Origin of the sequence: Frisingicoccus sp. (assembly GCA_016298055.1) — a bacterium.
Taxonomy (GTDB): domain Bacteria; phylum Bacillota; class Clostridia; order Lachnospirales; family Lachnospiraceae; genus Frisingicoccus.
Map to the genome: position 1 here is coordinate 1 of JAEDDO010000211.1, position 2,990 is coordinate 2,990.

Consider the following 2,990-nt stretch of genomic DNA (forward strand, 5'->3'; position numbering starts at 1 on the left):
AAGATGGAAGTGGCAGGTGCAGCCTGGGCAACAGTTATCGGACAGATTGTGGCTATGGTGATCAGTGCTATGTTTAATATCGCGAAAAATGCAGATATTAAGCTTAGATTTAAAGATATGCGGCCGGAGCCCCATGTCATCGGACGCATTTATTCTGTAGGTGTTCCTTCTATTATTATGGCAAGTATTGCGTCGGTTATGACGTTTTGTATGAATAAAATACTGATGTCCTTTACATCAACAGCGACAGCCGTTTTTGGTGTATATTTTAAACTTCAGAGTTTTGTGTTTATGCCTGTATTTGGCATGAATAATGGTCTTGTTCCGATCATAGCCTACAATTACGGTGCAAAACAAAAGAAACGTATTATGACGGCAATGAAACTGGGAATGCTTTATGCCTTTTGTATGTTGATGCTTGGCTTTGTCGCATTCCAGCTGTGTCCGGGATTTTTACTTCAGCTCTTTAATGCTTCAGAATCGATGCTGTCTATCGGTATACCGGCACTGCGTCTGATCAGTATCAGTTTTATTTTTGCTGCATTCAGTATTATCAGTATTTCCATGCTTCAGTCATTGGGACACGGTATTTACAGTATGTTTATTTCTGTGGGACGTCAGCTTGTCGTGCTTGTTCCGGCGGCTTATCTGTTATCGAAAACGGGAAATTTAGATCTGGTATGGCTGGCTTTTCCTTTAGCTGAAATCATGTCCATTGTTTTAAGTGGAATTTTCCTTAGAAAAGTGCTGAAAACGTTAAATTTCTAAAAGGAAAGGCGTGGACAGATGAATTGGAAAAAATGGTACAGAGAATGTGTTTTATGCCCGAGAGAGTGCGGTGTTGACCGGCTCTCGGGCAGACGGGGATTTTGCGGCCAGACAGCTTCACTTAAGGTGGCCAGAGCCGCACTTCATATGTGGGAGGAACCGTGTATTTCCGGCACAAGAGGATCAGGAACCGTGTTTTTTACCGGATGCCATCTGGGCTGTGTGTTCTGTCAGAACGGGCAGATATCCAGAGGCGGTGCAGGCAAGGAGATTTCGATTCTTCGTCTTGCAGAAATTTTTATGGAACTTCAGCAAAAAGGCGCTCACAATATTAATCTTGTAACGCCGACACATTTTGTTCCCCAGATCGTGGAAGCGCTCCGAATCAGCCGTAAGATGGGACTTTGCATTCCTATTGTATATAATACGGGCGGATTTGAAAAAGTAGATACATTAGAGCTTTTAGATGGCTGGGTGGATGTTTATCTGACGGATTTTAAATTTATGGATATTCATCTTTCGAGACGATATGCACATGAGGAAGGATATTCTTTTTATGCCACAAAGGCTCTGGAAGAAATGTTTCGGCAGACAGGAACGCCTGTTTTTGATGAAGACGGCATGATGAAGAAGGGGATTATCGTTCGTCATATGGTGCTTCCGGGGCAGTCGATGGATTCCAGAAAAATAATTGATTATCTTTATGAAACCTATGGCGATCAGATTTATATAAGTCTTATGAATCAGTATACCCCTTCGGGACCGTTGGAAAAATATCCGGAATTGAATCAGAAAGTCAAAACGAAAGTTTATGAACGGCTTGTTCAGTATATGATCCGAAAGGGTGTTGAAAATGCCTTTGTGCAGGAGGGACAGACGGCAGAGGAAAGTTTTATACCGGATTTTGACGGCGAAGGCGTGTGAAAGGAGAAAGAATATGGCAGAATGGATAACCCAGATAGATCATCAGATACTTTTATTTATCCAGGAACATCTCAGATTTGACTGGATGACGGATCCGATCGTATTTATCAGTCATCTTGGGGATGGTGCAAAAATATGGATTCTTTTATGTATCTTGTTTTTGTTCTTTAAATCAACGCGAAAAATGGGAATATGCGGTATTGCAGGGCTTTTATTCAGCGGGTTGATCGTCAATGTGTTTTTGAAAAATTATGTTGCCCGGATAAGGCCTTATGAACAGTTTCAGGATATTATCCTGCTTCTTGAAGCTCAGAAAGATTTCTCATTTCCTTCGGGACACGCAAGCAGTTCCTTTGCGGCAGCCGTGGCAATATGGAAAATGTGTGATCATAAACAGCGCTGGATCGGTATTTTGTCTATGATTCTTGCAGTGCTTATTGCCTGGTCAAGACTTTATGTAGGTGTACATTTTCCGTCAGATGTCATATGCGGAATAATTATTGGTATCTTATGTGCTTGTATTGCCGTCCATTTGGTTCAATGGTGGCTGAATAGAAAGTCAGGTGAAGTATATGTCAAATGAGCAGAATCATTTAAGTGATGAAAAAAGCGGTTGGGAACTGTTCAGAAAGGGACTCAGACAGGCCGCGGTTTATATTTTTGTTATTTTTGTTACGGTTCTTTTTATTTTTATTCTTTTTAAATGGACTGCAATAAAAAATGCTTTTGGTGTGCTTATGAGGATACTTGCACCGGTTATTTTCGGGTTAGTGATCGCCTACATCTTAATGCCGGTCGTAAATTTTATTCAACGGAAATTATCAGAACTTTCTTTTTTTAAAAAATGGACAGAAAAGAAGAGAGGGAATATGGTCCGGGGAATTTCTGTGGCACTTACAATTGTTCTTGCCATAGGTATCGTTGTTATTCTCGGTTATATGGTTGTTCCTCAGCTTGTTATAAGTGTTTCCCAGATCATTTATCGTTTTCCGTCTTATACACGTCGGGTGGCCGAGTGGTTTGAGTATATTCAGGCAGACGGGCAGATTTCAGAAGACATACAGAATCTGATTAAGCAGGGAATGGAACTTTTCCAGACATGGATGAAGAATGATCTTTACCCGCGTATCATGGATGGAATTAATGTCTTTACGTCAAGTATGATGAATATTTTCGGTTTCTTCTATAATACTGTAATCGGTATCATCATATCCATTTATGTTTTGATGAGTACAGAAACATTTACAGGCCAGTCAAAGAAGATCACTTACGCTCTTTTTAAACCGGACATGGCCAAT

At 40.7% G+C, this 2,990-nt stretch carries 4 protein-coding genes; all 4 read left to right on the forward strand.

Features of this window, described 5'->3' with window-relative positions; genetic code table 11:
• Positions 1–768 (forward strand): MATE family efflux transporter (locus QZZ35_RS10655; protein ID WP_291237384.1); only part of this gene is annotated, 768 nt, incomplete at its 5' end.
• A gap of 18 nt (positions 769–786) precedes the next feature.
• Positions 787–1,692: a radical SAM protein gene (locus tag QZZ35_RS10660; RefSeq protein ID WP_291237385.1), complete on the forward strand. Its 906-nt coding sequence runs from the start codon at positions 787–789 to the stop codon at positions 1,690–1,692.
• Positions 1,693–1,705: 13 nt separating this feature from the next.
• Positions 1,706–2,275 (forward strand): phosphatase PAP2 family protein, encoded by a 570-nt coding sequence (locus QZZ35_RS10665; protein ID WP_291237386.1) that lies wholly within the window; start codon positions 1,706–1,708, stop codon positions 2,273–2,275.
• The coding region (locus tag QZZ35_RS10670; protein ID WP_291237387.1) for an AI-2E family transporter at positions 2,265–2,990 on the forward strand (726 nt) is incomplete at its 3' end. The genes QZZ35_RS10665 and QZZ35_RS10670, both read left to right, overlap by 11 nt.